The 26,733-nt window shown below is 62.0% G+C and carries 20 protein-coding genes, 4 tRNA genes and 2 pseudogenes; 16 read left to right on the forward strand and 10 right to left on the reverse strand.

Features of this window, described 5'->3' with window-relative positions:
- The coding region (locus tag AB5Y64_RS00185; RefSeq protein WP_368203019.1) for a methyl-accepting chemotaxis protein at positions 1–1,318 on the reverse strand (1,318 nt) is incomplete at its 3' end.
- A gap of 273 nt (positions 1,319–1,591) precedes the next feature.
- Between AB5Y64_RS00185 and AB5Y64_RS00190 the strand changes: the two genes are divergently transcribed.
- The 3 genes from AB5Y64_RS00190 to AB5Y64_RS00200 all read left to right on the forward strand — a co-directional run bounded on the left by AB5Y64_RS00190 (position 1,592) and on the right by AB5Y64_RS00200 (position 8,525).
- On the forward strand, positions 1,592–3,895 hold the full coding sequence (locus tag AB5Y64_RS00190; protein ID WP_043154122.1) for a patatin-like phospholipase family protein: 2,304 nt from the start codon (positions 1,592–1,594) through the stop codon (positions 3,893–3,895).
- 229 nt (positions 3,896–4,124) lie between these two features.
- On the forward strand, positions 4,125–6,722 hold the full coding sequence (acnB, locus tag AB5Y64_RS00195) for a bifunctional aconitate hydratase 2/2-methylisocitrate dehydratase (protein ID WP_368203021.1): 2,598 nt from the start codon (positions 4,125–4,127) through the stop codon (positions 6,720–6,722).
- A gap of 231 nt (positions 6,723–6,953) precedes the next feature.
- A complete protein-coding gene (locus AB5Y64_RS00200) occupies positions 6,954–8,525 on the forward strand; it encodes a cyclic diguanylate phosphodiesterase (protein ID WP_041211776.1) in 1,572 nt (523 codons plus the stop codon).
- Here AB5Y64_RS00200 and AB5Y64_RS00205 read toward each other — a convergent pair.
- Positions 8,522–9,439, reverse strand: coding sequence for a LysR family transcriptional regulator (locus AB5Y64_RS00205; protein ID WP_048208547.1), 918 nt, complete (start codon positions 9,437–9,439; stop codon positions 8,522–8,524). The genes AB5Y64_RS00200 and AB5Y64_RS00205 overlap by 4 nt on opposite strands.
- 76 nt (positions 9,440–9,515) lie before the next feature.
- On the opposite strand from AB5Y64_RS00205, the gene AB5Y64_RS00210 reads away from it, so the two are divergent.
- The 4 genes from AB5Y64_RS00210 to mdtD all read left to right on the forward strand — a co-directional run bounded on the left by AB5Y64_RS00210 (position 9,516) and on the right by mdtD (position 14,304).
- A complete protein-coding gene (locus AB5Y64_RS00210) occupies positions 9,516–10,133 on the forward strand; it encodes a LysE family transporter (protein ID WP_103244165.1) in 618 nt (205 codons plus the stop codon).
- A gap of 115 nt (positions 10,134–10,248) precedes the next feature.
- Positions 10,249–11,655, forward strand: a complete 1,407-nt coding sequence (locus AB5Y64_RS00215; protein ID WP_128297046.1) for a D-arabinono-1,4-lactone oxidase — start codon at positions 10,249–10,251, stop codon at positions 11,653–11,655.
- Between the two features lie 71 nt (positions 11,656–11,726).
- Positions 11,727–12,854: a GTP-binding protein gene (locus AB5Y64_RS00220; RefSeq protein ID WP_029314837.1), complete on the forward strand. Its 1,128-nt coding sequence runs from the start codon at positions 11,727–11,729 to the stop codon at positions 12,852–12,854.
- A gap of 22 nt (positions 12,855–12,876) precedes the next feature.
- The gene (gene mdtD, locus AB5Y64_RS00225; protein WP_327787249.1) at positions 12,877–14,304 is read left to right on the forward strand and encodes a multidrug transporter subunit MdtD; all 1,428 of its coding nucleotides are present in this window, start codon (positions 12,877–12,879) and stop codon (positions 14,302–14,304) included.
- 9 nt (positions 14,305–14,313) lie between these two features.
- Here the strand turns inward: mdtD and AB5Y64_RS00230 are convergent, their stop codons facing one another.
- The 3 genes from AB5Y64_RS00230 to folB form a co-directional block, all read right to left on the reverse strand.
- Positions 14,314–14,796 carry a YbaK/EbsC family protein gene (locus AB5Y64_RS00230; RefSeq protein WP_043154128.1) on the reverse strand — a complete coding sequence of 161 codons (483 nt, stop codon included), beginning with the start codon at positions 14,794–14,796 and terminating at the stop codon, positions 14,314–14,316.
- 117 nt (positions 14,797–14,913) lie between these two features.
- Positions 14,914–15,423: a 2-amino-4-hydroxy-6-hydroxymethyldihydropteridine diphosphokinase gene (gene folK / locus AB5Y64_RS00235; protein ID WP_043154130.1), complete on the reverse strand. Its 510-nt coding sequence runs from the start codon at positions 15,421–15,423 to the stop codon at positions 14,914–14,916.
- On the reverse strand, positions 15,423–15,794 hold the full coding sequence (folB, locus tag AB5Y64_RS00240; protein WP_010675798.1) for a dihydroneopterin aldolase: 372 nt from the start codon (positions 15,792–15,794) through the stop codon (positions 15,423–15,425). The genes folK and folB overlap by 1 nt, the downstream gene beginning before the upstream one ends.
- Before the next feature lie 171 nt (positions 15,795–15,965).
- Between folB and plsY the strand changes: the two genes are divergently transcribed.
- The 7 genes and pseudogenes from plsY (at position 15,966) to AB5Y64_RS00275 (ending at position 18,084) form a co-directional block, all read left to right on the forward strand.
- Positions 15,966–16,628 (forward strand): glycerol-3-phosphate 1-O-acyltransferase PlsY, encoded by a 663-nt coding sequence (gene plsY / locus AB5Y64_RS00245; protein ID WP_029314836.1) that lies wholly within the window; start codon positions 15,966–15,968, stop codon positions 16,626–16,628.
- A gap of 47 nt (positions 16,629–16,675) precedes the next feature.
- Positions 16,676–16,751: transfer RNA gene (locus tag AB5Y64_RS00250), tRNA-Phe, on the forward strand.
- A 52-nt stretch (positions 16,752–16,803) separates the two neighbouring features.
- A tRNA-Thr gene (locus AB5Y64_RS00255) sits at positions 16,804–16,879 on the forward strand.
- 3 nt (positions 16,880–16,882) lie between these two features.
- A tRNA-Phe gene (locus AB5Y64_RS00260) sits at positions 16,883–16,958 on the forward strand.
- 8 nt (positions 16,959–16,966) lie between these two features.
- Positions 16,967–17,042, forward strand: a tRNA-Asn gene (locus tag AB5Y64_RS00265).
- Positions 17,043–17,140: 98 nt separating this feature from the next.
- A pseudogene (locus tag AB5Y64_RS00270) lies at positions 17,141–17,320 on the forward strand (IS3 family transposase); the annotation flags it as partial.
- A 395-nt stretch (positions 17,321–17,715) separates the two neighbouring features.
- The gene (locus AB5Y64_RS00275; protein WP_368203025.1) at positions 17,716–18,084 is read left to right on the forward strand and encodes a hypothetical protein; all 369 of its coding nucleotides are present in this window, start codon (positions 17,716–17,718) and stop codon (positions 18,082–18,084) included.
- A gap of 276 nt (positions 18,085–18,360) precedes the next feature.
- Here the strand turns inward: AB5Y64_RS00275 and AB5Y64_RS00280 are convergent, their stop codons facing one another.
- Positions 18,361–18,831, reverse strand: a complete 471-nt coding sequence (locus AB5Y64_RS00280) for a MarR family winged helix-turn-helix transcriptional regulator (protein ID WP_368203028.1) — start codon at positions 18,829–18,831, stop codon at positions 18,361–18,363.
- 163 nt (positions 18,832–18,994) lie between these two features.
- On the opposite strand from AB5Y64_RS00280, the gene AB5Y64_RS00285 reads away from it, so the two are divergent.
- Both AB5Y64_RS00285 and AB5Y64_RS00290 read left to right on the forward strand, forming a co-directional pair.
- A complete protein-coding gene (locus AB5Y64_RS00285; protein WP_010672814.1) occupies positions 18,995–19,522 on the forward strand; it encodes a hypothetical protein in 528 nt (175 codons plus the stop codon).
- 9 nt (positions 19,523–19,531) lie between these two features.
- Positions 19,532–21,130: a BCCT family transporter gene (locus tag AB5Y64_RS00290; protein ID WP_368203030.1), complete on the forward strand. Its 1,599-nt coding sequence runs from the start codon at positions 19,532–19,534 to the stop codon at positions 21,128–21,130.
- Positions 21,131–21,205: 75 nt separating this feature from the next.
- On the opposite strand, the gene mutS is transcribed toward AB5Y64_RS00290, so the two are convergent.
- The 4 genes and pseudogenes from mutS to istA form a co-directional block, all read right to left on the reverse strand.
- A complete protein-coding gene (gene mutS / locus AB5Y64_RS00295) occupies positions 21,206–23,776 on the reverse strand; it encodes a DNA mismatch repair protein MutS (RefSeq protein ID WP_368203033.1) in 2,571 nt (856 codons plus the stop codon).
- Between the two features lie 263 nt (positions 23,777–24,039).
- Positions 24,040–24,447, reverse strand: coding sequence for a Spy/CpxP family protein refolding chaperone (locus AB5Y64_RS00300; RefSeq protein ID WP_052815400.1), 408 nt, complete (start codon positions 24,445–24,447; stop codon positions 24,040–24,042).
- Positions 24,448–24,542: 95 nt separating this feature from the next.
- On the reverse strand, positions 24,543–25,298 hold the full coding sequence (gene istB, locus AB5Y64_RS00305) for an IS21-like element ISAs27 family helper ATPase IstB (RefSeq protein ID WP_043851824.1): 756 nt from the start codon (positions 25,296–25,298) through the stop codon (positions 24,543–24,545).
- Positions 25,299–25,320: 22 nt separating this feature from the next.
- Positions 25,321–26,637, reverse strand: a pseudogene (gene istA / locus AB5Y64_RS00310) (IS21-like element ISAs27 family transposase); the annotation flags it as partial.
- Positions 26,638–26,733: the final 96 nt, after the last annotated feature.

Consider the following 26,733-nt stretch of genomic DNA (forward strand, 5'->3'; position numbering starts at 1 on the left):
GACGGGCCTGGGCGACGACCTGGGCCCCCGCATCGGCCTGCTCGTTGGCCTGCTTGGCGACGTCGGCTGCCAGGGATGCATTGCCGGCGATCTCGCTGACGGTGGCTCCCATCTCATGGATGGCGGTGGCGACCTGGACGGTGCGATCCCGCTGGGCGGTGCAGTTGTGCTGGGTGAGCTGGGCTTTGGCTGCCACCTCGTTGGCGGTGGCGGCGAGCTGGCGGGAGTTGCTCGCCACCTGTTCGATGGAGCCGTGGATCTTGGCGACAAAGTTGTTGAAGCCGGTCGCCACCTGGGCCAGTTCGTCACGGCCATCGACCTTGAGGCGATGGGTGAGGTCGCCATCACCGCTGCCGAGTTCGCGGAACAGGCGGGCCAGTTCGTTGAGGGGGCGGCTCACGGAGCCCGCCAGGAGAACGCCGAGCAGCCCCATGCCGACGGCGATGGCCAGGCTGACCAGCACCATGTGCAGGCGCGCTCTGTCCAGTTCGGCATAAATCTCGGCCTCCGGCACCTGGGCCACCAGATACCAGTCGAGCAGGGGGATGTAGCTGCTGGCCAGGATTACTGGCTGGCCGTCGACCTCGGCATGGGTGGCGGCAAAGGGCTGCTTGTTGAGCAGGTTGGTGCTACTGCCGCTGGCCAGCTGGGTCAGGTTGTCCCGATCGATGCGGGCGGCGTCGGGGTGCAGCTTCACCTTGCCGCTGCCGTCTGTCATGAAGACGAAGCCGCTGTCGCCGATGCGGAAGTTGGCGAGCATGCTGACCATGCTGTCGAGGGATTTGGCGAGGCCGGCGAGGCCGCGTCCGTCGAGTTGCTGGAAGTTGACGAACAGTTTCACCTCGCCGTTGCTCTCCCGAAAGATGCTAAGCATCAGATCCTGGCGGCTCTTGGTGTAGTCATAGAACCAGTTGTCCTGCTCGTGGTTCAGGATGCGCAGAAAACCGTCCTGGTTGTAGTAGGCGGCACTCTGACGATCGGCGAAGGAGGCGGTGACCAGACCATACTGGCTCGTCATGTCCTTGAGCTGGTTTATGAGGATGGACTCCTGCTCCTTGGGCATGCCGCGCTCGACCCAGTCCAGCACGAAGCGGTCGTTGGCAAGCTGTCTGGCGGCATTGGCGACCGAGGTGAGATCCTTTTCGATCTCCTTGCCGATGCGCTGGGTCAGGTTGGGCAGCTCCTGCTCGAACATGCGGTCCTCGATCAGCTGCTGGGCAGAACGCTGGCTGAAATAGCCCACCAGCAGGCAGGAGAGGGCCACGGCGAGGATGACGGTGGCCAGAATTTTCTGTTTCAGTGTCAGGCTTGCGAACATAAGGGTGACTCGTAAGTGTGAACCAGGGTTGAACTCATAATAGCGGCTGATTTGGCGCGCTCTTGAGGCGGTGGGGGCCTTTATTGTCGATTAACGTTTGCGCTCACACCCGGATTGGGCTGGATTGGCGCCCGATTTTGCCGAGACATCGTCGCAAGCGGGGCGACCCCTCGCCAGCACCCCGGCTTGCGGTTAAAGTGCTTGCACTTATAGTAGGCTGCACCTGACTGGCGGCCTGCCCGCTCGACTCGCACCGGATTTATGGACTCTCATATGCGCATCTTTCATCGGGGATGGACCCACCTGCTCGTGCTCCTGCTGGCGACCCTGCCGTTCATGGCGGCGGCCGGAGCCAATGATCCCGCGCCTTCGGCCAGAAACCCGGGGGCAACCAAGATGGAGCGTCCGAGGATCGCCCTGGTACTGAGCGGCGGCGGGGCCAAGGGGTCGGCCCATATCGGGGTGCTCAAGGTGCTGGAGGCAAAGCACATCCCGGTGGACATCATCGTCGGGACCAGCATGGGCTCCTATGTGGCGGGCATGTATGCCATGGGGCTCAGCGCCGAGGAGGTGGAGCGCACGACGCTGGCCATCGACTGGAACAAGGGCTATCAGGACAAGGTGGGGCGCGACGAGCTATCCCTGCGCAAGAAGCAGCAGACCGAGAAGTACCAGCTGCGCACCGACATCGGGGTCAACGGTGACCAGACCCAGCTGCCGCACGGCTTCTTCCAGGGACAGTCCATGGCCAGCCTGCTGCGCCACGCCACCTCCAACCTGCCGGCGCAAAAGAGCTTCGACAACCTGCCTATCCCCTATCGCGCGGTGGCGACCGACATGGAGACGGTGACCCCCTTCGTGCTGGATCACGGCAGCCTCGCCAAGGCGATGCAGGCCTCCATGTCCATTCCCGGTGCCCTCAAGCCGGTGGACTGGGACGGCCGCATCCTGGCCGATGGTGGCACGGTCAACAACATGCCGGTGGACGTGGCCAAGGCCATGGGGGCCGACGTGGTGATCGCGGTGGACATCAGCGCCAAGCTGCGTACCCGGGAGTCCCTCAAGTCGGGATTGGCCATGATCGATCAGCTCACCACCTACATGACCCAGGTGGGGACCGAAAAGCAGAAGGCGCTGCTGGGCCCCAGGGACATCCTGCTGACCCCCGAGTTCGGCAACATGGGGATCGCCGACTTCGCCCTGATGCCGGAGGGGATCAAGATCGGGGAGGCGGTCGCCAACAGTGCAGCGGCCCGGCTCGATGCACTCTCTCTCTCGCCCGCCGCCTACGCCGACTATCGCAACGGCAAGCTGAGCCGGCGCGCCGAGCGCAGCGGCCAGCCCGCCTACTACATCGACAAGGTGGAGATCATCAACAAGTCGCGCCTCTCCGACGACACGGTGCGGGCCATGCTGAACGTGCGTCCGGACAAGGTGCAGACCTACGAGAGCCTGGAGGCGGGGATCCGTCGCCTCTACGCCCTGGAGTCGTTCGATCGCATCACCTACGAGGTGGAGGAGCGGGACGGGGAGAACGTGCTGGTGGTGGACGCCAGCGAGAAGAACTGGGGGCCGGGTTATCTCAACTTCCAGCTCGGCTTCTCCGATGACTTCGAGAGCAGCTCCAACTACAACGTCGGCATGTCCTACACCCTGACCAACGTGAACGACTGGGGAGGCGAGTGGCTGACCGAGGCGTCCCTCGGGACCGCCAAGCACCTCAAGACCGACTTCTACACCCCGCTGGAGCCCTCCCAGACCTACTTCGGCGAGACGAGCCTGGCCTACGACAAGACCCAGCGACGCGTCTTCTTCCCGGAAGAGAGCAGGTCCTCGTCCGGGGTCAGCTATCTGGACTCCGAGTACAGCTTCACCAGCGTGGATCTCGCCGTCGGCTGGAATCGCCAGCCCTGGAGCCGCTTCTCCCTTGGGCTGGAGGGCAAGATCGGCAGCGTGGAGATCCAGAACCTCACCAACGCGGATGCCGATGCCTCCGCCTGGGGCCCCTACATCCGCTTCGAGCACGACACCCTCGACAGCCGCTACTTCCCCTATCAGGGGGTCTACTGGGACATCAAGGGGGGCTACTCCTACGTCGATCTCGACCCCGCGGACGCGCCCTCCGAGCAGGCCGAGGGGGTGAATTACCGGCTGGTGATGATCAAGCCCTGGTCCTGGGACAGGCACAGCCTCAACCTGATGCTGGAAGGGGGCGGCTCAAGCTCCCAGGAGACGGTACCGCTGTTCGTGCAGGATCTGGGGGGGCTGTTCCGTATGTCCGGCTTCCAGCATTACCAGTTGAGCGGTCGCTACAGCCTGTTCGGCGGGCTGCGCTACATCTACCGGGTGGCGGACAATGACTTCGGTGCCTTCAAGGCGCCCCTGTTCCTCGGGGGCTCCCTCGAGCAAGGGGGGGTCTGGGACAAGGGAGAGGACATCAGCATCGAATCCTCCTATACCTCGGGTTCCCTCTATATGGGGGTGGAGAGTTTCCTCGGTCCCATCTTCCTCGGCTATGGCGTGGCGGAGGGGGGGCACGACATGTTCTATCTGCAATTGGGCACTACGTTCCAATAAGGGCGAAATGCTGCCTTTTTGTTAACTCACCTTGGGTGGGCGGCTTGTCACTCTAAAAAAAACTAATGGGTTTATATGGTTATGCTGGTTTGATGAATAACTGCACAGGGTTTGGATTTTAATTAGTCGTTAAAACTTATATAGTGGGGGGCACCCTACGGGTGTCCCGCAAGGACGATCGCCGCGAGCTTGGGCGAACCCCAAAAAAAAGACCAAAGAGGAATTAGTCGTGCTTGAAACATACCGTAAACACGTCGCAGAACGTGCCGCCGAAGGCGTGGTTGCCAAACCTCTGGACGCAGAGCAGGTCGCCGCCCTGGTTGAGCTGATCAAGAATCCGCCCGCCGGCGAACAGGACTTTCTGAAAGAACTGTTGTCCTCCCGCATTCCCCCGGGTGTTGATGAAGCGGCCTATGTGAAAGCCGGCTTCCTCACCGCCGTCGCCAAGGGCGAGGCCCATTCCCCCATCCTGACTGCCGCCGAAGCCGTCGAGCTGCTCGGTACCATGCAGGGTGGTTACAACATTCAACCGCTGATCGACCTGCTGGATCACGCCACCCTGGCGCCGCTTGCCGCCAAGGGGCTCTCCCACACCCTGCTGATGTTCGACTCCTTCCACGACGTGGAAGAGAAGGCCAAGGCGGGCAATGCCCACGCCAAGCAGGTGCTGCAATCCTGGGCTGACGCCGAGTGGTTCCTGAACCGCCCGGCCCTGGCCGAGAAGATCACCGTCACCGTGTTCAAGGTGACCGGCGAAACCAACACCGACGATCTGTCGCCGGCGCCGGACGCCTGGTCCCGCCCGGATATTCCGCTGCACGCCCTGGCGATGCTGAAGAACGCCCGTCCCGGCATCACCCCGGACAAGGATGGCGTCATCGGCCCCATCAAGACCATTGATTCCCTGAAAGAGCAGGGCTTCCCGCTGGCTTACGTGGGTGACGTGGTCGGTACCGGCTCTTCCCGTAAATCCGCCACCAACTCCGTGCTCTGGTTCATGGGCGACGACATTCCGTTCGTGCCGAACAAGCGTGCCGGCGGCGTCTGCCTCGGTGGCAAGATTGCCCCCATCTTCTTCAACACCATGGAAGATGCCGGCGCCCTGCCCATCGAAGTGGACGTCTCCAAGCTGGAAATGGGCGATGTCATCGACATCTTCCCCTATGAGGGCAAGATCACCCGCCACGGCACCGACGAGGTGCTGGCCCGGTTCGAACTGAAGACCGAGGTGCTGATCGATGAAGTGCGCGCCGGTGGCCGCATTCCGCTGATCATCGGCCGCGGCCTGACCGACAAGGCCCGCGAAGCGCTGGGTCTGCCGTTCTCCACCGTGTTCCGTCGTCCGCAGCCTGTTGCCGACACCGGCAAGGGCTTCACCCTGGCCCAGAAGATGGTGGGCAAGGCATGTGGCGTGGAGGGCATCCGCCCGGGCACCTACTGCGAACCCAAGATGACCACGGTCGGCTCTCAGGACACCACGGGCCCGATGACCCGCGACGAGCTCAAAGATCTCGCCTGCCTCGGCTTCTCTGCCGATCTGACCATGCAGTCCTTCTGCCACACCGCCGCTTATCCCAAGCCCATCGACGTGCAGACCCACCACACCCTGCCGGACTTCATCATGAACCGCGGCGGTGTCTCTCTGCGTCCGGGCGACGGCGTCATCCACTCCTGGCTGAACCGCATGCTGCTGCCGGATACCGTGGGTACCGGTGGTGACTCCCACACCCGTTTCCCCATCGGCATCTCCTTCCCGGCTGGCTCTGGTCTGGTGGCCTTCGCCGCCGCCACCGGCGTGATGCCGCTGGACATGCCGGAATCCGTGCTGGTGCGCTTCAAGGGCGAGCTGCAGCCGGGCATCACCCTGCGTGACCTGGTCCATGCCATCCCCTACGCCGCCATCCAGAAAGGGCTGCTGACCGTCGAGAAAGCGGGCAAGAAGAACATCTTCTCCGGCCGCATCCTCGAGATCGAAGGTCTGCCGACCCTGAAGGTGGAGCAGGCATTCGAGCTGGCGGACGCCAGCGCCGAGCGCTCTGCCGCTGGTTGCACCATCAAGCTGGATAAAGAGCCGATCATCGAGTATCTGAAGTCGAACATCGTGATGCTGAAGTGGATGCTCTCTGAAGGCTACGGCGACGTGCGCACCATCACCCGCCGCATCAAGGGGATGGAAGAGTGGCTGGCCAACCCGGTACTGATGGAAGCGGACAAGGATGCCGAGTACGCCGAAATCATCGAGATCGATCTGGCCACCATCAAGGAGCCGATCCTGTGTGCGCCGAACGATCCGGACGACGCCCGTCTGCTGAGCGACGTGGCGGGTGACAAGATTGACGAGGTGTTCATCGGTTCCTGCATGACCAACATCGGCCACTTCCGCGCCGCTGGCAAACTGCTCGAGAAGTATCAGGGCGAGCTGCCGACCCGCATGTGGATCGCCCCCCCCACCAAGATGGACAAGGATCAGCTGACCGAAGAGGGCTACTACGGCATCTTCGGTCGGGTCGGTGCTCGCATCGAAATCCCGGGCTGCTCCCTCTGCATGGGCAACCAGGCGCGCGTGGCGGAAGGGGCCTCCGTGGTCTCCACCTCCACCCGCAACTTCCCGAACCGTCTGGGCAAGGGTGCCAACGTCTATCTGGCTTCTGCGGAGCTGGCCGCGGTTGCCGCCATCATCGGCAAGATCCCGACCGTGGAAGAGTACCTGCAGTATGCCAAGACCCTGGACGCCACTGCTGCCGACACCTACCGCTACCTGAACTTCAACGAGATCGCCTCCTACACCAAGAAGGCCGATGCGGTGATCCTGCAGCAAGCGGTCTGAGACTCGCCGGTCTGACCACTGAAAATAACAATGCCGCGTCTCGACGCGGCATTTTCCATTTCAGGGGGCTGCGCGATAATGACCCGCCATGCCCAGCAACGGCGTCGTCGATTTACCTGGTACGCGCGTTGCGCTTTCGTTGTCTGGCCATGATGGCCCCACCGTTTCCTGGTGGGCATTTTTATACCGCGGTACCTGCGAAGCGGGCCCGCGCATTGCGGCGTGGTTGCTATGTTTCTGTTCCGGATTGATCTGGCCCGCATGAAGTGGCGCCTTGGTTGTGCCCTGCTGGTGTTAGCCCTGCCCCTGGTGGTGGGAGGGTGGATGGTGCATGACAGCTACGAGCAGGAGCTGAAGAACGATGCCAGTGCGTCAGCCAGCAAGGCCAGAACCTTGCTGGAGCGCATGCTGGATCAGGCCGAGCGGGCCAACCTCGAGGTATTGCCGCTGGCCGGTCGCTCCTGCAGCGACAACCTGTTGCTGCTGCGCAAGCGGGTGGCGCTGGAGCCGTTCCTGCGCTCCATCAATCTGGTGCGACAGGGGATCATCAACTGCACCTCGCTGTTCGGGCCTGCCAGGGAAGTGGATGACGGCTCCCGCTACACGGATCGCAAGTTGCTGCTGATGAGCGGCAACCTGGTGCGCAAGAATCACCCCTTGCTGGTGGTGCGTCAGGAGCGGGGGCGTGATGCGGCACTGAGCGCCATTGACAGCAGCCAGCTCAGTTTCATGCTCACCCTGAGCAGCGATCCCAGCGAGCTGTTCTTGCAGGTGGGGTCCGCCTGGCTCGATGAGTCCGGCCACTTCCAAAGCGATCCGCCGAAACTGCACAGCAAGTTTGCCCTGATACTCGCCTCCCAGCGTTACCCCTTCACCATCCACGCCGGTTATGCCATGCCGATCTACTGGCGTGCCCTGTGGGAGGCTCGCCATCTGCAACTGATCTGGCTGGGAGCCAGTTCGCTGGTGCTCTCACTGCTGGTATGGTGGCTGCTTGGGCGGCCGGGGGCCCTGACGGACGAGCTGAGACGTGGGCTGCGAGCCAGGGAATTTGTCCCCTATCTGCAACCGCTGATCGCCAGCAAGGGCGGCAAGATGGTGGGAGCCGAGGTACTGATGCGCTGGCAACATGCCACAGAGGGGCTGATCCGCCCCGATCTCTTCATCCCCCAGGCGGAAGAGTCTGGCCTGATCGTGCCCATGACGGTCAACCTGATGAAGACGGTGGCCAAGACACTCCACCCGGTACAGGAGCAGTTGCCCGAGGCATTTCACATCAGCTTCAACATCAGTGCCATCCACTGCCGGGACCTCTCCCTGGTGGCGGAGTGCCGCGACTTCCTCGGCCACTTCGTTCCGGGACGGGTGGTGCTGGTGCTGGAGCTCACGGAGCGGGAGCTGCTGGTGACCAGCCCGCAGACCCTCTCCCTGTTTCGCCAGCTCGACGAGATGGGGGTGCAGCTCGCCATCGATGACTTTGGCACCGGCCACTCCAGCCTCATCTATCTGCAGCAATTCCACGTGGACTATCTCAAGATCGACCGCTCCTTCATCGGCCGTATCGGGACGGAGTCCCTCTCCGAGCACATCGTGGACAACGTCATCGACCTTGGGGGGCGGCTGGGTTTGTCCCTGGTGGCCGAAGGGGTGGAGACGGAGCAGCAGGCCGCCTATCTGAGAGGCAAGGGGGTCCAGTATCTGCAGGGATACCTGTTTGCCCGCCCCATGCCGATACGCCAGTTCTGCCGGGAGCTGACGGCGGGAGAGATACAGGTCGCCGCCGGGCGCACCGCCCAGGGCTAGGCCGCGCCCACCAGGCTGTGCAGCCAGTTCACCAGGATGTCGTGGGGGCTGCCGGGTTCGGGAGGCGCGGGGGCGAGCAGGTGATAGCCGGTGCCGTCGGGGACGAAGCCGAGCGGTGCCACCAGCAGACCGGCCTCGATATCGTCGCACACCTGCCGGTAAGGGCCGATGGCGACTCCCAGCCCGGCGACTGCCGCCTGCAGGCTGAAATAGAAGTGCTCGAAGGTCTGACCCGGCACCTCCTCGTCGGCGGACATGCCTGCGTGCTGCTGCCACTCCAACCAGGCGCCCGGACGGGTCTTGGTGTGCAGACGGGGTGCCGTTGGCCTGAGGGCCTGCACATCCCCCCTGGATTCAAAGAAGTGCGCCACCTTGCCCGGCGGGCAGACAGGGCCGGTCCGCTCTTCGAACAGCAACTGGTTGTAGAGCTCGGCAGGCCAGTGAAAGTCGTTGCGCCGGATGGCGAGATCGATGCCGCTGCCAAAGCTGAGGGCGCCGCCGCCCGCCATCAGGTGTACGTCCAGCTCCGGGTGCAGAGCCTGGAAGGCGGGCCAGCGCGGGATCAGCCAGCGCATCAGCAGGGTGGGTTCGCAGGAGAGCACCAGCGATTGGGGGCGGCTCTGCTGGCGCAGGGCCTGCGCCGTCTGGCGGATGCTGCCCAGCCCCTCTCTGACCGCCTGATAGAACCGTTCACCCGCGTCGGTCAGAAAGACCCGGCGCTGGCGCCGCTCGAACAGCATGACCCCCAGATCCTCCTCGAGCAGGCGCACCGCCCGGCTGATGGCGCCATGGGTGAGATGCAGTTCATCGGCGGCGCGGCCGAAATGCTCGGTGCGGGCAGCCACCTCGAAACAGCGCAGGGCGGTGAGGGAGGGCAGCGAGAGGGCTTTTTGTGAGTTTTTTTCACCATTCATGTCAGAAATCATCGTTCGTTATTGGTGTTATTGGCAAATAAAATAGCCGATATCCCCTCTAATCAGGACTCTTTTCATGACCGAACTGTTAGCCGTTGTCGCCATTACCCTCTTTGCCGTCATCAGCCCCGGGCCCGACTTTGCCATGGTGTCGCGTAACAGCCTGCTGCTCTCGCGCCGCACCGGCGTGCTGACGGCGATCGGCATCGCGGCCGGGGTCTGCGTGCACGTGACCTACACCCTGCTGGGGGTGGGCCTGCTGATCCAGCAATCCCTCTGGCTGTTCAACCTCATCAAGCTGGCAGGGGCCGCCTATCTCATCTTTCTCGGCATCAAGATGCTGCGGGCCAAACCGGCTGCCGATGAAGAGAGCATCTGTCAGCCTGCCCTCTCCAGTCTGGGTGCGCTGCGCACCGGATTTCTGACCAATGTGCTCAATCCCAAGACCACCATCTTCATCGTCAGCCTCTTCATGCAGGTGGTGCAGCCGCAGACGCCGCTGGCGGTCCAGATCGGCTATGGCGCCTTCATCGCGCTGGCGCACGCCCTCTGGTTTGGTGCGGTGGCGCTCTTCTTCTCCACCCCTGCGGTGCGGGACCGACTGCTGGCGGTACGCCACTGGATCGATCGGGTGTTCGGGGGCCTGCTGGTGGGATTCGGCATGTTGCTGGCATTGACCCAGCAGACGCGCTGAGGCGGGGAGGGGCGCTCCCCCTATCCACCCCCGACTGTAGGGTCTTGTTTTTCATGCCTTGGCAGCCACTTTTCGGTAGAATTGGCGCTCATTTTGAAGTCAGATGAGGCGCGGTATGACGGTCAGGTTCCAGGCATTTCACAGCATCAAGGCGATTGGCAATCGGGAGGTGCTGTTCAACTGGTCCAGAACCAACCCCCTCGGCGCCCTTGATCAGGTGTGGCGCCCGACGACCCGTGACGAGCTGCAGCAACTGCTGCGGGAATACCCCGAGCGCAAGCTGCGGCTCATCGGCTCCGGCCTCTCTTTCGAACCCATCCACAGCGTCTACGCCGAAGGCAGCCAGGCGCTGCTGGTGGACCTGCACCACCTGCGCGGCCAGCTGGACAAGACTGCCGATACGGTGACCTACCTGGCGGGGACGCCGCTTGATACCATCTATGCCGACCTCATCGCCATGGATCGCATGCTGCCGGCGTCCCCCGGCGTCATCGGCATCCAGACCCTGGGCGGTGCGCTCAGCACCGGCACCCATGGGCAGGGACTGCACCAGTCTGCCCTGTGCGATGCGGTGGCTGCCCTGACCGTGATGCTGGCGAGCGGCGACATCATCCGTGTGGATCGCACCGATCCGCGCTTCGGCGCCTTCGTGATGGGCATGGGGATGCTCGGCATCCTGCTGGATGTGACCCTCAACACAGTGCCCAACCGCATCATGCGCTGCACCAAGTTCACCACCGACTACCCCTTCCTGCTGGAACACAACGAGCGCCTCAACCGGGAGCACGCCTTCGTGAAGAGCTGGTGGTTCGCCTGGACCGGCGAGAGCCACATCTGGCTGGTGGATCCCGCCTCCGATGACGAGGTGGCCCGCTACCGGGCCGGGGGCAGCGAGCCGCTGGTGCTGGAGGGAGACATGGACGAGCGCATGAACCTGGCGCTCAATGCCACCATAGACGCGACCCTGCAGAAGATGGCCAGAGACACCAAGGACGAGGCCAGGGCAGGCGAGCACTTCGAGACGGTACGCCGCTTCAAGGACGCCTCGGATCTGGTGGGCAACGTCTACCAGATCCTCTGCAAGGGGATCCCGGCGCCCCAGATCAACTGCGAGGTGGCCGTGCCCCTCGAACGCATGGGGGAGGCCCTTGAAATCCTGCAGGCATGGCAGGAGGCGAACCCCGGCGTGCTGCACTACCCCTTCATCCTGCGCTGCACCGGTCCCTCCGTGGCCTGGCTCAGTGCCGCCCATGACAAGTCGGTGTGCTGGATAGGTTTTCTGGTCTATCTGGCGGCGGACGGGACCTTTGTCGGGGGCTCCATGGAGCAGATGCGCGAGTTGCAGCAACTGCTGGTGCCCCTCGGCGGCATTCCCCATTTCGGCAAGCACCTGGCGATGGACCTCTACGACTTCCCTGCCTTGTTGCCGCGCTGGCACGACTTCCTGGCCCTGAAGCGGGAGCTTGACCCCCATGGCCGTTTCGAAAACCGCTGGCTCGGCGACCTGTTCGCCAACCGGTAAGGATCTGACATGACCGATATGCAAGACACTCGCTTACTCATCCTCCTGCCGATCAGAGGGGGGGCAACCCGATGACAGACATGCAAGACACCCGCATCCCCGTGACCCTGCTGACCGGTTTTCTCGGCAGCGGCAAGACCACCTTGCTCAACCACTGGGTCAAGCAGCCCGAGCTCGGGGAGTGCGCCGTGCTCATCAACGAGTTCGGCTCCGTGGGGCTGGATCACCATCTGGTACAGCAGGTGGACGAGCAGGTGGTGCTGCTCGATTCCGGCTGCATCTGCTGCTCGGTGCAGGGCTCCCTGGTGGAGGCGCTGCAGGGGCTCTTCATGAAGGCCATCCAGCGCAAAATCAAACCCTTCAAACGGCTGATCATCGAGACCACGGGTCTGGCCGATCCGGCCCCTGTGCTGTTCACGTTGAGGGAAGAGGGCTTTATCGCCCAGCGCTACCGCTTCGATGGCACCGTCACCGTGGTGGATGCCGGCCATATCGAGCAGCAGCTGGCCGCTCAATATGAGGCGGTCAAACAGGTGGCGCTGGCGGATCTGCTGGTGGTGAGCAAGGGCGATCTGGTGGATGAAGAGACCCTTGCTCGGGTGGAGGCCCAACTGGCGGCCCTCAATCCGGCAGCCCCCATCCAGCGGGTCAGCAATGGGGTGCTCTCACCCGCGGTGCTGGAGAAGCTCGGCGCCTACAACGAGGCGGCGGGGCGCGACGTGCGCCAGTTGCTGGCCTGGCTGCGTACCGAATCCCCGAAACAGGGGCTGGCTTCGCCCATGCAGCCGAAGATGACGCCGTTTGCCGCCAAGGTGGGGACGGCCGCGCCCACCCGCTTCGAGCACGGCAATATCGAAAGTTTCTCCCTGCGCATCGGCGAGCCGCTCAAGCCCTCCCGCCTGCTGGCCGCCATCGATGCGGTGCAGGCGCAATACGGCGATGCCCTGCTGCGTCTCAAGGGGATATTGCAACTGGAGGGGGAGAGCCAGCCAGTGGTGATCCACGGCGTGCACGGCCAGCTCTATCCGTTGCAGGCGCTGGGGGAGTGGCCCGAAGGCAAGGCCCAGTCCCGGCTGGTGTTCATCGTGAAGAGCCAGGACAGGGTAGGCATAGAGCAGTTGTTTCTCTCAACCCTCAAGGCCCCCGAACCCAGCCTGGAAGAGCACCTCAAGGCCATGCTCGGCCAGCCGGATGCCTGATATGCTGATATGACCCGCGCTCGTGCGGGTCTTTTCTTATGTGATGAGGAGAGACAGAACCATGCCTGACAGCTCCCCGATGGTGACGCCCGCCCAGCGCAAATGGCTGCCCTGGCTGACAGCGGTCGGTTTTTTCATGCAGACCCTGGATGGCACCATCCTCAACACTGCCCTGCCCAGCATGGCCGAGGCCCTGGGCGAGAGTCCGCTGCAGATGCAGTCCGTCATCATCGCCTACATGCTGACGGTGGCCCTGCTCATTCCTGCCTCCGGCTGGCTGGCGGACAGATTCGGCACCCGCCGGGTCTATCTGGTCGCCATCCTGCTGTTTACCCTGGGTTCCCTGGCCTGTGCCATCGCCAACACCCTGCCCATGCTGGTGATCGCCCGGGTGTTGCAAGGGGTCGGGGGGGCCTTGCTGATGCCCATCGGGCGTCTGGCGGTGCTGCGGGTCTACAGCAAGCATGAGCTGCTGAGGGTGATGTCGTTCGTCACCATCCCCGGTCTGCTCGGCCCCCTCATCGGTCCGGCCCTGGGGGGCTGGCTGGTGGAGGTGGCGAGCTGGCACTGGGTCTTCCTCATCAACCTGCCGGTGGGCCTGCTCGGCTTCGTGGCGAGCTGGCACTTCATGCCCGACCTTCGCCAGCACACCGCCAGGTTTGACTGGCAGGGGTTTGTGCTGTTCAGTGTCGGCATGGTGCAGGTATCCGTCGGTCTGCAAGGCCTGGGGGAGCACAGCATCTCAACCGGCTGGGCCCTGTTTGCGGTATTGTTCGGTCTGGCCGCCATGGCGAGCTACTGGCTCTATGCCGCCACGGCGGAGCAGCCCCTGTTCAGTCTGGCGCTGTTCAAGACGTCCACCTTCGCCATCGGTATCTGGGGCAATCTGTTTGCCCGCCTCGGCAGCGGCGCCATGCCGTTTCTCACCCCGCTGTTCCTGCAACTGGGGCTCGGCTTCTCCCCGAGCAAAGCGGGGATGACCATGATCCCCACGGTGATCGGCGCCATGCTGACCAAGACGCTGGTGAACAAGCTCATTCCGCGCATCGGTTATCGCCGCATCCTCATCGGCAACACCCTGGCGCTCGGGGCCATGATCGCGAGCTTCTATTTCATCGACAACCAGGTGCCCCACGGCGTACTGCTGGTGTGGCTGGCGGTCTTTGGCGCCATCAACTCCCTGCAATTTTCCGCCATGAACACCCTGACCCTGCAGGATCTCAGCAGCGAGCACGCCAGCAGCGGCAACGGTCTGCTGTCGGTGGTGATGCAGCTCTCCATGAGCCTGGGGGTGGCCATCGCCGCCAGCCTGCTGGGACTCTTCTCCATCGGCCAGCCCGAGGAGAGTGGCCGCTGGCTGGAGGGGTTCCACCTCACCTATCTGTGCATCGGCCTGATGTCCATGCTGGCGGCGCTGATCTTCGCCCAGCTGGCGCGGGAAAAGCGCTGAGTCCCAGGCTCAGGGGGCGGGCAGGTAGCTCACGTCGCAGGGCAATCGGGCCAGCAGTCCGGCCAGGTGGGTGGTCTCCAGCAGGAAAGTCTGCTCGGGGTGGCCCGGCGTCCAGGTAAAGGCGTGGTGATTCATGAGCACGGGATCCACCAGCAGGGGGATGTCGGCGCGGGGCAGGAAGGGGCAGACGGCTCCCGGCAGGCAGCCAATCTCGGTCTGCATCTCGTCGGCGGTGCAGATGGAGGGTTTGGCACCGAGCGCCGCCTTGACCGCCTTGCTGTCGAGCCGGCCGTCCCTGTGGGTCAGCAGCAGGGCGAAGCGACCATCCTTGAATTTGAGGAAAAGGGTCTTGCTGAACTCGGCCTGCCAGCCGAGGCGAGCCTTGACCTGCTCGTCGGTGGCGTAATCGAGGATGGGTTCGTGCTCGAAGCGCTGGTAGGGCAGGTCGGTGAGCAACTGACGGTTGAAGTCGTGGATGGCATCGAGTGGCATGGGGTTCTCCTGTGATGGCGGTCATCCTGCCACTTGCACCGGCGCAGGCCCAATCACCGTTTCTTATCCGTCATCAGCGGAGTCATCAACAAGGGCACCCGAGGGTGCCCTTGTCGTTCAGTGATGCTGCAATTCGCCCGCTTTCCAGTGGAAGGGAATGGGGTCAAGGCGCTGGGAGGCTTTGTCGTAACCTGCCCACAGCTCACCGATGGTGCGACCATCGATGGGATGGCGGAATGTGGGAGCCAGCTCCGCCAGCGGCCAGAGCACGAAGGCGTTGGTGAGGATCTCGCCGCGCGGCAGCACCAGTGGTGTCTCGCAGACCAGCTCGCCGTAGAGCAGCAGATCGAGATCCAGGGTGCGCGGGGCGAACTTCTTGGCATCCGGCTCGCGGCCGTGAGCGAACTCCATGGCGCGCAGCCGCCGGCACAGGGTCGCCAGGGGCAGCTCGGTATCGGCACCCACCACCAGGTTGTAGAAGGGGCGGCCGTTGAAGCCCACTGCCTCGCTCTCGAATACCCGGGAGACCTGCAACTCGCCGAATTCGGCGTGCAGGGCATCGAGGCCGGCGCGGATATGGCGTTCCCGATCGATGTTGGATCCCAGACTGATATAGATGCGGGTCATCAGTTGGCGCTCGCAGCCGGCGTGCGATGGCGCAGGATCTCGACCCCGACGCCTGCCGCATTGGGCACGGCACCCGGTTTGGTCAGGGTTACCTTGACCCACTGTACCCGCTCGTCTTCCAGCACCAGGGCGGCGACCTGCTCGGCCATGGTCTCGACCAGCTCCACTATCTTGCCCTGGGCGTGATCACAGATCTTGCGAGAGAGGGTGGCGTAATCCAGCGCCAGATTGATATCGTCGGTTGCGGCGGCTGGGCGATTGTCAAACCCCATCTCGAGGTCGAAACAGAGCTTCTGGCGAATGCCCTTCTCCCACTCATATACCCCTATGGTGGTCAAAACCTCGAGTCCGCGAATAAACACCTTGTCCATGACAGTACTTCTTCTTTACTCTTGATGGGCTGTGAAAACAGCGCAGGGATGCAGGCCCGGCAAGCAGATTGCCGCTGGCGGCCGGTTTGGGCGACACGCTTTCGGGCAAGCCCGGGCCTGGGAATGTGGCCCGCATCATACCCCATTCATATCGTGGTAAAAACGACCAAGATGACGGCCCTGACGATTTTGATGATTATTCTGGCCTATCTGGGCGGCTCGCTGTCCAGTGCCGTGCTGGTTTCCCGCATCACGGGTCTGCCGGATCCCCGTGACCATGGTTCCCACAACCCGGGGGCGACCAATGTGTTGCGCCTCGGCGGCCGGATGGCGGCGCTGATCGTACTGCTTCTCGACGTGCTCAAGGGGATGGCCCCCGTCTACCTCGCCTGGTATCTGCAGATCAAGCCCGTCTACCTCGGCTTTATCGGGGTGGCCGCCTGTCTGGGCCACATGTACCCCCTCTTCTTCCACTTCCGTGGCGGCAAGGGCGTCGCCACCGCCCTCGGTACCATGCTGCCCATCGGCTTTGCCATGGGGGGCGCCGTCATCACCACCTGGCTGCTGGTGCTGCTGGTGAGCGGCTATTCGTCACTGGCGTCCATCGTGACCGTGTTGCTGACTCCGCTCTTTACCTATCTGCTCAAACCGGAATACACGTTGCCGGTCTCCCTGCTCTCCTGTCTCATCCTGATCCGTCATCACGAGAACATTACCCGCCTGCTCAAGGGGGAGGAGTCCCGCCTCTGGGGGCGCCGGGGAGCGGTCCCGCCAGCAGAAGTGATGAAAATGGATGATGCTGCGCAAAAAAGAGACGAACGAGACGAAAAGTGAAATTTCCCGTTGACCACCTGCCCTAAAATCCGTTTAATAGCGCCCACGCCCAGATAGCTCAGTCGGTAGAGCAGGGGATTGAAAATCCCCGTGTCGGCGGTTCGATTCCGTCTCTGGGCACCATATTTTGGTGCCATGAAATAAAAACGTGTTCATGCACAATGGTTTGAAGTGTGCCGGCTTAGCTCAGTAGGTAGAGCAACTGACTTGTAATCAGTAGGTCACCAGTTCGATTCCGGTAGCCGGCACCATTTGCCCAGATAGCTCAGTCGGTAGAGCAGGGGATTGAAAATCCCCGTGTCGGCGGTTCGATTCCGTCTCTGGGCACCACGAATAATTCCTCCTTAGCTCAGTCGGTAGAGCGACGGACTGTTAATCCGCAGGTCGCTGGTTCGAGCCCAGCAGGAGGAGCCAAATAAAAAGCCCAGCAGCAATGCTGGGCTTTTTCTTTTCCCATTGTCCCCGTCCTGAATATGGCTTATACCTTCTTCCCCGAATAGATGGAGATCTCGATGGGACAAGGTGTGAAACGCACACAGCGCGATTACTCACTGAGGTTTAAATTGTCCCTGGTCGAGCAGATTGAAAAAGGTGAACTCACCTACCAGTAGACACAATTCCAATATGGCATTCAGGGCAATTCGACCATTCTGGTATGGTTGCATAAGCATGGTCTGCAGGGTTGGAGCCAGGGAGCATCGATTAGAGCTGGCAGGATCACATCATGCCTGATCCCGACAACCAAATGTCTGAACAGCGTATCAAGGAGCTCGAGTAGCTGGCGCTGATGAGCCTGGAGGCTCAGTTCTTTGAAGGCGCCTCAATCGTAAAAAACGACCTGGTAAGCTCTCTCGCAGCGGTATGTCGAAAAGCTGACCATCTTCAGTGCTTGCTGGTTCCTCGGAATAAACCGTTAGGCTGACTACAATCGCAATCGGGTCGCCGACCTGCGTCATGCACAAGGGCTGCAGGTAGTGAGCTTTGTGCGCAAAGTTCACTACGGGTGGGCATCCACAAGTAGCATTATCTGCTGCAAGGCCAAGACGATGCTGGGCTGACGGTCTGGTGGGACAGACTGTTTAGGATATTGGCCGAGCACCGTCTGTTGGTGCAGCCCAAACGGGCCTATCACAAGACGCTCCACAGTTTTCAGCGTTTCTATCGCCATCCCAACTTGCTCAAACCCGGCCCGGTGAAAATCACTGCGGTGGCGCCAGGGCAGGTCTTGGTTGCCGACATCACTTACCTGCCGGCAAAGAGCGGGCCACTCTACCTGAGCCTGGTGACGGATGCCTTCTCGCGTAAGATAGCGGGGCATCACGTGCACGAAGGGATGCATGCTGAGTTGGTTGTGATGGCGCAGAGCACTGAAGCAACGGCGTGGCAGCGGGGAGTTTATCTATCACTCGGACGGCAGGGTGCAGTATTGCTCAGGCTTGAATCAGACGCTGTATGAACGGTACGGAGTACAGTACTCGATGACTGATGGGTATGACTGTTATCAGAATGCGCTGGCAGAGCGGGTGAACGGGATACTGAAAGGAGAGTTGCTGTAGCAAAGCCCGTAGGACCTGGTGTAGACGAGGAAGATGGTGCATAAGGTGGTGGGTAGTTATAACCTAGAATGATCGCATTAGGCCTCGCAATGCAGAATCCCCGATGCGGTACATCGGGTTCTGAGTGCCAGAAGTTAACTGAAAACATGTAAACGGACTTCAGGATTTCAGGCCCGCTATTCGGTCAGGGGGCTGACACTCAGCACGGGGGCGGCATCGATGCCGTCAGCATTCATCATGGCGGAGATGCGTTGCAGGGAAGAGAGCAACAACCCCTGCTCCCAGTTCTCCAGCGCCTGAAAGCGTTGAATGAAACTCTCCTGCAAGGGGGTCGGAGCCTGGGCAAGCAGGGCGCGTCCCGCGTCAGTGAGCGTCGCATGCACCTTGCGTTTGTCGGTTTCGCTGCGAATGCGCTGCACCAGCTGGCGGCTCTCCAGCCGGTCCATGATGGTGGTGGCGGTGGCCTGGCTCATGTTGGTGTGATCCGCCAACTGGCGCATGGAGATCTGGCCAAGCTCGTCGATCCCCTTGAGCAGCAGGAGCTGGGGCGAGGTCAGGCCGGCTTCCTTGATCAAGCGCTTGGAGTGCATGTCGATGGCACGGATGATCTGGCGCAGGGCGATCAGCACTTCATCATGTTTTTCCATGGGGTCTGGGTCATCGCAGGGCTGTGGAGAGGCGCGAAATTCTCCGCCTAATCCATAACAAGGTCAATATGGTTTTTGATGTGATGGTTTTAGCTCTAATGAATATTGTGTTAGGTTATCGGACAATTGCCCCATTCCAACCCGATATTTGAGGAGTGAAATCATGCATGACGACCTGGATATCAAGTCCCTGGTTGCCGACCTGCGTGTGGTCAGAGTTCGCTATGAACTGCCGGATACCGCGGCGTTTGTGCGTTATCAACCTGCCTATGACGAGGACCCCAACAACCTCAAGGTACACCATTACGATGGTGAGCTGCCGCTCTCTTGCAGCAACACAGGTTCTTTCAGTCTAAAGGAGTTGGTCAATGAGCTGCGCTATGCCTATGTGCTGGTTCACCTCTTCCCCGACGAGAGTGCCATGAACTTTTATCTGGCGGGTCTGGACAATGGGCTGGCACAGCTGGAGTTCATCGGTGGCTCCTATGACTTCAACCGCCTCTGGATCACCAGCGGTGTCTCCAATCTGGGGGTGCCCATGGCTATCTTCCTCGGCAAACGCCACGCAGTGAACGGCCAGCCGTCGGTGACCCTGGTGGATCACCGTGAGCAGGTGGCAGGTCGTCTGGCCTATCGCGCCATCGGCGGTGCCGGCGATCACGTGGGTGAAGACTTTTTCAACAACGACTAAGGAGGCCCGATGCGAGCAACCAAAGGGCTTTTGAAAGGCCTCAATCCCACCATGGCCATGACGGCCCTCACCGTCGTGACCCTCTTCCTGCTGTTCGGCGTCTTTGATCCAGATACCGCAGGCACCTGGTTTACCGGGGCCAAGGACACCATCATTGCTGGCTTCAAGTGGTATTACATCCTGGTGGTCGCCCTGTTCCTGTTCTTCGCCGTCTACCTGATGTTCAGCCGCTTTGGCAGCATCCGGCTGGGCGACGACGACCAGGTACCGGAGTTTGGCTACTTTGCCTGGTTCTCCATGCTGTTCAGCGCAGGCATGGGCATAGGCCTGGTGTTCTGGAGTATCGCCGAGCCCATGTATCACCTGCAGGGCAACCCCTTCATCACCGAAGGTATGACGCCGGAAGCGGCCCAGATCGCCATGCGCCTCACCTTCTTCCACTGGGGTCTGCACCCCTGGGCCATCTATGTGATCGTCGGCTTGTCGCTGGCCTTCTTCAGCTACCGGCGCAAGTTGCCGTTGGCCATCCGCTCCGTGCTCTACCCCATTCTTGGCGATCGTATCTACGGCTTCTGGGGCCATGCCGCCGACGTGCTGGCGGTGTTCGGTACCGTGTTCGGGGTGGCGACCTCCCTTGGGCTGGGAGTTTCCCAGATGAACACCGGCCTCAATCAGATGTTCGGCATGGGCGTGTCACAAGCGAACCAGCTCTGGCTCATCGGTGGCATCAGCCTGATTGCCACCCTGTCGGCCATCTCCGGCGTCGGGCGCGGGGTGAAGATCCTCTCCGAACTCAATATCTGGTTGAGCGTGTTCGTGCTGGGCCTCTTCCTGGCGCTGGGGCCGACCACCTACATCCTCAACGCCTATGTGCAGAACATCGGTGATTACCTGCAGAACATCGTCAAGCTGAGCTTCTGGACCAATACCGAAGCCAACGGCACCTCGGCCTGGCAGTCCAGCTGGACCGCGTTCTACTGGGGCTGGTGGATTGCGTGGGCCCCCTTTGTCGGCATGTTCATCGCGCGCATCTCCAAGGGCCGCACGATCCGTGAATTCGTGCTCGGTGTCCTGCTGGTGCCCTCCCTGCTCGGCATGTTCTGGCTCACCGTGTTCGGCGGGACTGCCATGAACCTGGAGCTGTTCGGTGGCGGCGGCGTGGTGGAAGCGGTCAATCAGGATGTCACCATGGCGCTCTACAAGACGGTGGAACTGCTGCACTGGGAGACCTTCGGCTGGATTGCCAAGGGTGTGCTGACCCTGCTTATCTGCACCTACTTCATCACCTCCAGCGACTCGGGCACGCTCGTGATTACGACGCTGCTCTCCATCGGCGACCAGGATCCCCCCGTGCTGCACCGCGCCATCTGGGGACTGGGGCAGGGGCTGGTCGCGGCCATTCTGCTGGTCTCCGGCGGGCTTGCCGCCCTGCAGGCCGCCAGCATCATCGCCGCGCTGCCCTTCTCGGTCATCATGCTGGCCATGTGCTATTCCCTGATGCAGGGGCTCAAACAGGAGAGCCAGCACCAGTTCGAATACAGGCAGAAGCTCAAGCGCCATCCGGGGTCGGTCAATCTGAGCCTGATGGATCGCATCGGTCCGGGCTGATGACATGACAGGTTCGGTCAAACGAAAGGGGAACCTCGCGGTTCCCCTTTTTCATGCCTGTTCGGCGGTCGTTAGCTACAGCATCTGCTTGAGTCGATAGAGCAGGTCAAGGGCCTGTCGCGGGGTCAGCTCGTCCGGACGTACTGCTGCCAGCTCCTCCACCACAGGATGGGGTTGCGGGGCGAGAGTGACCGGAGCCGGACGGCTTTCGCCGGCGGCCACCGGAGTGGCACTCTCCAGCTCGTGCAGCTTGTGGCGGGCCTGGTGGATCACCGATTTCGGCACCCCGGCCAGCGCCGCTACCTGCAGGCCGTAGGATCGGCTGGCCGCACCTTCCTGCACCGCGTGCATGAAGGCGATGGTGTCGCCGTGCTCCACCGCATCCAGGTGGACGTTGGCCAGCCCGCTCATCAGCTCGGGCAGGCGGGTCAGCTCGAAGTAGTGAGTGGCGAACAGGGTGTAGGCGCCAATCTTGCTTGCCAGCTGCTCGGCGCAGGCCCAGGCCAGGGAGAGGCCGTCGTAGGTGCTGGTGCCGCGGCCAATCTCGTCCATCAGCACCAGACTGCGGGCGGTGGCGTTGTTGAGGATATTGGCAGTCTCGGTCATCTCCACCATAAAGGTGGAGCGGCCGGAGGCGAGATCATCCGACGCCCCGATGCGGGTGAAGATGCGGTCGATGGGGCCGATGCGGGCGCTGTCGGCGGGCACGAAGGCGCCGATATGGGCCAGCAGCACGATCAGCGCAGTCTGGCGCATGTAGGTGGACTTACCGCCCATGTTGGGGCCGGTGATGATCAGCATCCGCCGCTCCCGCTCCAGCCGGATGGGGTTGGCGATAAAGGGGTCGGTCATCACCTGCTCCACCACCGGATGGCGGCCCGCCTCGATGAGGATCTGATCTTCGTCGATGAGGGTGGGGCAGCGATAGTCGAGGGTCTCTGCCCGCTCCGCCAGGTTGGCCAGTACGTCCAGCTCCGCCAGTGCGGCAGCAGACTCCTGCAGATCGCCGAGGTGGGGCAGCAGGGCGTCGAGCAGCTCTTCGTAGAGGCGTTTTTCCAGCGCCAGCGCCTGGGCCTGGGCGGTGAGCACTTTGTCCTCGTACTTCTTCAGCTCATCGATGATGTAGCGCTCGTTGTTTTTCAGCGTCTGGCGGCGGATGTAGTGAGCCGGCACCAGGTGGCTGTTGGCACGGCTCACCTCGATATAGAAGCCGTGCACCTTGTTGTAGCCCACCTTGAGAGTGTTGATGCCGGTGAGCGCCTTCTCCCGTTCCTCGATGCGGGCCAGGCTGGCGGTGGCGCCATTGGCCAGATCCCGCAGCTCGTCCAGCTCCTGATTGAACCCTTCACGGATGACGCCGCCATCGCGGATGAGCACCGGCGGCACCTCCATCACGGCACGCTCCAGCAGGTCGAACAGTTCGGGGAAGGTGCTCGCCCGCTCGCGCAGTTGCTGCACCGCCTCGTGCTCGCTCTCCGCCAGCAGCCGCTGCAACTCGGGCAGCTGAGCAAAAGCCTGCCGCAGCCGGGTCAGATCGCGCGGACGGGCCGAGCGCAAGGCAAGGCGCGCCAGCACCCGCTCCACATCGCCGACCTGGCGCAGCAGGCTCCCCAGCTCGTCATAGAGGTTCTGCTCGATGAGCTCCTTGATGGTGCTCTGGCGACCTTTGAGGATCACCCGATCGCGGATCGGCTGGTGGATCCAGCGCTTGAGCAGGCGGCTGCCCATCGGCGTGGCGGTGCAATCGAGCACGGCGGAGAGGGTATTGTCGTGACCGCCGGCCAGATTCTGGGTCAGCTCCAGATTGCGGCGGGTGGCGGCATCCATGATGACCGCATGATCGGGCTGCTCCAGGCGCACGCTGCGAATGTGGGGCAGGGCGGTGCGCTGGGTGTCTTTCACGTACTGCATCAGGCAGCCGGCGGCGCACAGGGCGGTCTCGCTCTGCTCGACCCCAAAGCCCACCAAATCCTGGGTGCCGAACTGCTGGCACAAGAGCTTGCGGGCGGTGCCGAGCTCGAACTCCCACTCCGGGCGGCAGCGCAGACCGCGGCGACCCTCGACATGGTGCAGGAAGGCGAACGATTCGGGGTAGAGCAGCTCCGCCGGATTGGTGCGTTGCAGCTCCGCCAGCAGGGTCTCTTCTTTCTCGAACTGGTTGATGAAGAAGCGACCGGAGCCGATGTCCATGGTGCCGTAACCGAAGCGGCGGCCATCGTGGTAGACGGCGGCGATCAGGTTGTCCTGCCGCTCGCTGAGCAGCGCCTCGTCGGAGACGGTACCCGGGGTGATGATGCGAATAACCTTGCGCTCCACCGGCCCCTTGCTGGTGGCGGGATCCCCCACCTGCTCGCAGATGGCGGCCGATTCGCCGAGCTGTACCAGCTTGGCGAGATACCCCTCGATGGCGTGATAGGGCACCCCGGCCATCGGGATGGGGCTGCCGGCCGACTGGCCGCGCTTGGTCAGGGAGATGTCGAGCAGCTGGGAGGCCTTGCGGGCGTCGTCGTAGAAGAGCTCGTAGAAGTCACCCATGCGATAGAACAGCAGGATCTCCGGGTTTTCGGCCTTGAGAGTCAGATACTGCTGCATCATGGGGGTGTGGGCGCTCAAGTTGGCGCCTGGCGCTTGGTATTGTGCTGTCATGTGCTATTCCAGAAGGTGCTCTTGCGGGCAAACGTCTGCCGTCATGGGTCTGAATCTGGGGGCCATTCTACATGCTCGAGGCAAGATGGTGAGGAGGAATCTCCGTCTTGGGGGCAAAGCCGGCATCCCGTCGCGGATCTGTGCATCCGGATGATGCTGACCAGAGTGGCCTGGGGGGAGCCTGGCCGAAAAGAGGCATGGGGGAGGAGAAATAGCATCCCCGCACGGATGCGGGGATGGGAGAGACGGGGAGAGTGTCGCCCTTAGTACATGGCCTCGCCGCCACTCAGCATCTCGTGCAGCTTGGCTTTCTGCTCGGGCGTCAGCACCCGGCTCACCTCGAAGAGGTAGTGGGCGCGATGGTAGCGGGCCTCGGCCTGTACGTCGCTGATGGTCTGCAACTGCTTCCTCGCCGCCACTTCATCCCATTTGCCGGACTTGATCATGTTGACGATGACGTCCTGGCCGATGGCATCGAGCTTGATTGAGCCCAGCTCCCTGGTGGCCTGCTCGCGCAGCCCCTTGATCTGCTCCACCTGGGCGCTGGAGAGGTTCAGCTCCTGGGCCAGGGTGGTCTCGCTCTGCAGCTCGGCGGTGCCCTCGGTGGCAAAGGCATGGGTGGCGATACACATTGCGAGGGCTGTCATGGCGACGTTGAACGGATGCATCATCCGGCTTTCTCCTTGTGGCTAATAACATCATGTCGATCAGCCAATAACATCATGCCGATCACTTTTTTTCTGCCCGCGTTTATAGCGTCTTCCTTTTACTCCGCCTGATCGGCATCGGTCAAGTTGGCGCCCTGTTTTCTCATCGATTCTCCCGTTAAGGTCACGCGCACCGCTCTGTGGATCAGTCGGTCCAAGATCGCCTCGGCGAAGGTTGCCTCTCCGATCATCCCGTACCACTTCTCCACCGGCAATTGGCTCGCCACTATCGTTGAGACGTTGCCGTAGCGGGTATCGATGATCTCCAGCAGGTTGCTGCGTTCGCTCGCGTCCAGCATCTCCATGCCCCAGTCATCCAGGATCAGTACCCCTATGTTGCTTACCCGCTCCAGCAGTTTCGGATAGCTGCCATCCGCTTGGGCCAGTCGCATCTCTTCAAGTAGGGTTTTCAGCCGGTAATACCGCACGCCCACTCCTTGCCGGATAAAGTAACGGCCCAGGGCACACGCCAGGTAACTCTTGCCACAGCCTGCCGCGCCCGTTAGCAGCAGGTTTTGTTGATGACTCAGCCAGTGTCCTTCCAGCAGTTGGCGGATCTGCGCTTTGCTCACGCCTCGACCCGCCCGATAGTCGAGCTGCTCCACCTGTCCGGCTAGCCGGAACCGGGCTTGCTTCTCCAGGCGGTTGGTTTTCCTCTGCTCCCGCTGCACCAGCTCATGGCTCAGTAATAGTTGCAGCCGCTCTTCAAAACCCATATCCAGGTACAGCATGCTCTGGGCCTGCTGCTGGTTCAGAGCCTGTTTCATGCCGCTCAAGTGCAGGCGGCTTAGTTGTTCATCGAGGTGTAATTGCATCGGCTTCTCCTGATCCGTGGGGTTAGTGGAAGTAGTGCTCGCCATGGACATTGTCATGACGGATGTCTTGCAGCGGATCCTGTCGCTCGTTGGCAATGAGTTGTTGCTCCTCCAGGCCATGCTTGAGCATGCTGCGGATGTTGTGCAGCCGGTTGGCGCCGGTCAGGTGCCCCCGGAGGCAGGCCGCTTCCAGCCGCTCCTTGCCATAGGTTTTGCTCTGCCCCAGCAAGGCCAGGCAAGGGCGCACCGCTTGCGTCGAATGCTCTGCCTGCCGGATAAAGCCATCCACCCAATGCGTGGTGTAGGGGCCGATGGACGCCGCCCAGCCAAGCAGTCGCTCCGGCGACCACTCCAGCAGTGCCTGATGATGCGCGGGCATGTGTTCACGCAGGCTGCTGTGCTGGCCTTTGTGATGACTCCGCTGGTGTTCGGCCACGATCTTGCCCGCGTGGTACAGCGTGACGGTATGCTCGGCCAGATGCGCCTCCAGCCGCTTGCCCTGCAAGGCATAGGGCACTGAGTAATAGTGCTTTTCCAGATCGACGTGGTAGTCCTTACCAACCAGCACCGGCACTACTTTGGTGTAGTGATAGGGATAATCCGGCAACGGCTTGAGCGCCGGTGCATCGAGCTCGGCAAACAGTGAGGCACGGCAGCCAGGCAGCTTCTGGAAGGATTTCTGGTTGAGCCGGGTCAGCAGTTCACCCATTCGCTGATTGAGCTGGGCCAGGCTATGGAAGGTTTCATGACGCAGCACCGCCAGGATCCAGCGGGTGACGATCTGCACGCCCACCTCCGCCTTGGACTTATCCTTCGGCTTGCGGGGCCGCGCGGGCATGATCGCCGTACCGAAATGGGCCGCCAGCATCTGGTAGGTAGGGTTGAGATCCGGATCGGTATTGCGCGCCACGCTGACGGCACTCTTGAGGCAATCAGGTACCACCAATTGCGGCACACCGCCAAAGAACTCGAAAGCGCGCTTGTGGCTCATCACCCAGTCATCGAGCTGCTGGGAGCGGGTGGCCTCGGCAAAGGTGTAGTTGGAGGCCCCCAGCACGGCGACAAAGATCTGGGCCCGGTAAAGGATCTCGCCGGTATGCGGATCGACAATGGGCATGGTCTGGCCGCAGTAGTCGACAAAGAGTTTTTCGCCCGCAATATGGGTCTGCCGCATCGAGGGTTGCAGCAGCGCCGCCCACTCTTTATAGAGCCGACAGAAGTGGTTGTAGCTGTAGTGGGAGCCTGGATGGCGCTCGGCGTACTCCTGCCATAGCAGCTCGAGGGTCACGCCTTTTTGACCTGGTTTTTTGAGTTCCTGATGCAACAAGGCCCAGTTGGGAGCAATGCTGTTCAGATAAGCACTTTTTTGACTGATTATTCATAAATTGGATTTGAGTTGAGGGGGCAAGGCTGTGTCCAGTCGATCTTCCTCCAG

It is taken from the genome of Aeromonas sp. R5-1, assembly GCF_040908265.1.
GTDB classification, from domain to species: domain Bacteria; phylum Pseudomonadota; class Gammaproteobacteria; order Enterobacterales; family Aeromonadaceae; genus Aeromonas; species Aeromonas caviae.

What these genes read in the sequence shown, in the direction of transcription:
- mutS (WP_368203033.1), bottom strand. Translation starts at nt 23,776, where the DNA reads ATGACAGCACAATACCAAGCGCCAGGCGCCAACTTGAGCGCCCACACC.
- AB5Y64_RS00190 (WP_043154122.1), top strand. Translation starts at nt 1,592, where the DNA reads ATGCGCATCTTTCATCGGGGATGGACCCACCTGCTCGTGCTCCTGCTG.
- AB5Y64_RS00220 (WP_029314837.1), top strand. Translation starts at nt 11,727, where the DNA reads ATGACAGACATGCAAGACACCCGCATCCCCGTGACCCTGCTGACCGGT.
- AB5Y64_RS00205 (WP_048208547.1), bottom strand. Translation starts at nt 9,439, where the DNA reads ATGAATGGTGAAAAAAACTCACAAAAAGCCCTCTCGCTGCCCTCCCTC.
- AB5Y64_RS00285 (WP_010672814.1), top strand. Translation starts at nt 18,995, where the DNA reads ATGCATGACGACCTGGATATCAAGTCCCTGGTTGCCGACCTGCGTGTG.
- AB5Y64_RS00230 (WP_043154128.1), bottom strand. Translation starts at nt 14,796, where the DNA reads ATGCCACTCGATGCCATCCACGACTTCAACCGTCAGTTGCTCACCGAC.
- AB5Y64_RS00290 (WP_368203030.1), top strand. Translation starts at nt 19,532, where the DNA reads ATGCGAGCAACCAAAGGGCTTTTGAAAGGCCTCAATCCCACCATGGCC.
- AB5Y64_RS00200 (WP_041211776.1), top strand. Translation starts at nt 6,954, where the DNA reads ATGTTTCTGTTCCGGATTGATCTGGCCCGCATGAAGTGGCGCCTTGGT.
- AB5Y64_RS00280 (WP_368203028.1), bottom strand. Translation starts at nt 18,831, where the DNA reads ATGGAAAAACATGATGAAGTGCTGATCGCCCTGCGCCAGATCATCCGT.
- istB (WP_043851824.1), bottom strand. Translation starts at nt 25,298, where the DNA reads ATGCAATTACACCTCGATGAACAACTAAGCCGCCTGCACTTGAGCGGC.
- AB5Y64_RS00300 (WP_052815400.1), bottom strand. Translation starts at nt 24,447, where the DNA reads ATGATGCATCCGTTCAACGTCGCCATGACAGCCCTCGCAATGTGTATC.
- folK (WP_043154130.1), bottom strand. Translation starts at nt 15,423, where the DNA reads ATGACCCGCATCTATATCAGTCTGGGATCCAACATCGATCGGGAACGC.
- folB (WP_010675798.1), bottom strand. Translation starts at nt 15,794, where the DNA reads ATGGACAAGGTGTTTATTCGCGGACTCGAGGTTTTGACCACCATAGGG.
- AB5Y64_RS00210 (WP_103244165.1), top strand. Translation starts at nt 9,516, where the DNA reads ATGACCGAACTGTTAGCCGTTGTCGCCATTACCCTCTTTGCCGTCATC.
- AB5Y64_RS00215 (WP_128297046.1), top strand. Translation starts at nt 10,249, where the DNA reads ATGACGGTCAGGTTCCAGGCATTTCACAGCATCAAGGCGATTGGCAAT.
- plsY (WP_029314836.1), top strand. Translation starts at nt 15,966, where the DNA reads ATGACGGCCCTGACGATTTTGATGATTATTCTGGCCTATCTGGGCGGC.